The sequence below is a fragment of the Janthinobacterium sp. HH104 genome (assembly GCF_001758715.1).
GTDB classification, from domain to species: Bacteria; Pseudomonadota; Gammaproteobacteria; order Burkholderiales; family Burkholderiaceae_D; genus Janthinobacterium; species Janthinobacterium aestuarii.
Genome location: NZ_LRIB01000045.1, coordinates 1 through 2,057, shown reverse-complemented (window position 1 = coordinate 2,057; position 2,057 = coordinate 1). Strand labels below are relative to the sequence as shown.

At 61.0% G+C, this 2,057-nt stretch carries 2 protein-coding genes; both read left to right on the top strand.

Features of this window, described 5'->3' with window-relative positions; genetic code table 11:
* Positions 1–444, top strand: a 444-nt coding sequence (locus tag JAB6_RS21250; RefSeq protein WP_254671733.1) for a methyl-accepting chemotaxis protein, incomplete at its 5' end; no start/stop codon positions are given.
* A gap of 81 nt (positions 445–525) precedes the next feature.
* Positions 526–2,057 (top strand): methyl-accepting chemotaxis protein (locus tag JAB6_RS21245; protein ID WP_070304429.1); only part of this gene is annotated, 1,532 nt, incomplete at its 3' end.

The following is a 2,057-nucleotide window of genomic DNA, read 5'->3' as shown; positions in this document are numbered from 1 at the left end:
CAGGGCCGCGGCTTTGCCGTCGTGGCGTCCGAAGTGCGCAACCTGGCCCAGCGTTCCGCTTCGGCGGCGAAAGAGATCAAGACCCTGATCGGCGCTTCTGTGGAGCAAGTCAACGCGGGCAGCATGCTGGTGGCGCAAGCCGGTTCGACCATGACCGATATCGTTGACAGTGTGCAGCGCGTGAGCGACATCATCACGGAAATCACGGCAGCGAGCAGCGAGCAAAGCGTGGGCATCGACGAGATCAACCGCGCCATCGGCCAGATGGATGCCGTCACGCAGCAAAATGCGGCCCTGGTGGAAGAGTCGGCCGCCGCCGCCGAATCGATGCAGCACCAGGCGCATAACCTGGCGCAAGTCGTCAGCGTCTTTAAATTGAATGGCCAGCAGACGCTGAGACGCCCGGCAACTTCGCAAACCGCCTTGCGCATCGGCACACGCTGATGGCGCCGCGGCTGCCCCGTGCAGCCGCTTTCTGCTGTTCCCCTTTTATATAGTCTGGTTCCGCTTTTTTAGGATATTCACATGAATTTGTTAAGAAACGTCAGTATTGGTGTGCGCCTCGGCCTGGGTTTTGCCGTGATCTTGCTGTTTTCCATGCTCATCACGGGCATCAGCGTGTGGCGCTTGCATGACGTGGCCACGGCCACGCGTTCCATGATGGAATTGCCGCTGACGAAGGAACGCTATATTTCCGACTGGTACGCGAAAATCGACAGCGGCGTGCGCCGTACCACGGCCATCGCGCGCAGCAGCGATACGACCTTGGGCGCATATTTTGCGGAAGAGGCCAAGCAATCGTCGGTGGTTTCGGGCGAATTGCAAAAGAAAATCGAAGCCTTGATTTCCAGCCCGGAAGAAAAGGAACTGTTCCGCCTCGTGAGCGAACAGCGCAAGGTTTACCTCGATTCGCGCGCGCAAGTATCGAAGCTGAAGGCGGATGGACAGGAAGCGGAAGCGGAGCAAGCGTTCCAGGGCATCTTCGTGCCCGGTTCGACGAAGTACCTGAAAGTGGTCAACGACATGCTGCAGCACCAGCGTGCCAGCATCGATAAAACCGCGCGCGAGATCGACGAGGTCGCCAAGACGAGCCGCAACTTGCTGCTGACCCTGGCCGTGCTGGCGCTGGGCTTTGGCGTCGTCTGCGCCTGGCTGTTGACGATGGGCATCGTGCGTCCCCTGCGCACGGCCGTGGAGATTGCCCGCAAGGTGGCCGATGGCGACTTGACGGCGCAAATCGACGCCAGCTCCAAGGATGAAACCGGGCAATTGCTGCAAGCGTTGAAGGATATGAACACGAGCTTGCTGAACATCGTCAGCGAAGTGCGTACGGGCACGGACAGCATCGCCACCTCGTCGACGGAAATCGCCGCCGGCAACCAAGATCTGTCTTCCCGCACGGAAGAGCAGGCCGGTTCCTTGGAAGAGACAGCGTCGTCGATGGAAGAGCTGACGTCGACCGTGAAACAGAATGCGGACAATGCGCGCCAGGCCAACCAGTTGGCGGCATCGGCCGCGCAAGTGGCCGTCAAGGGTGGCGAAGTCGTGGCGCAGGTGGTGGGCACGATGGAATCGATCAACGCTTCGTCGAACAAGATCGTCGACATTATCAGTGTCATCGACGGCATCGCCTTCCAGACGAATATCCTGGCGCTGAACGCGGCCGTGGAAGCGGCACGCGCCGGCGAGCAGGGCCGCGGCTTTGCCGTCGTGGCGTCCGAAGTGCGCAACCTGGCCCAGCGTTCCGCTTCGGCGGCGAAAGAGATCAAGACCCTGATCGGCGCATCCGTGGAGCAAGTCAACGCGGGCAGCATGCTGGTGGCGCAAGCCGGTTCGACCATGACCGATATCGTCGACAGTGTGCAGCGCGTGAGCGACATCATCACGGAAATCACGGCAGCGAGCAGCGAGCAAAGCGTGGGCATCGACGAGATCAACCGCGCCATCGGCCAGATGGATGCCGTCACGCAGCAAAATGCGGCGCTCGTGGAAGAGTCGGCCGCCGCCGCCGAATCGATGCAGCACCAGGCGCATAACCTGGCGCAAGTCGTCAGCGT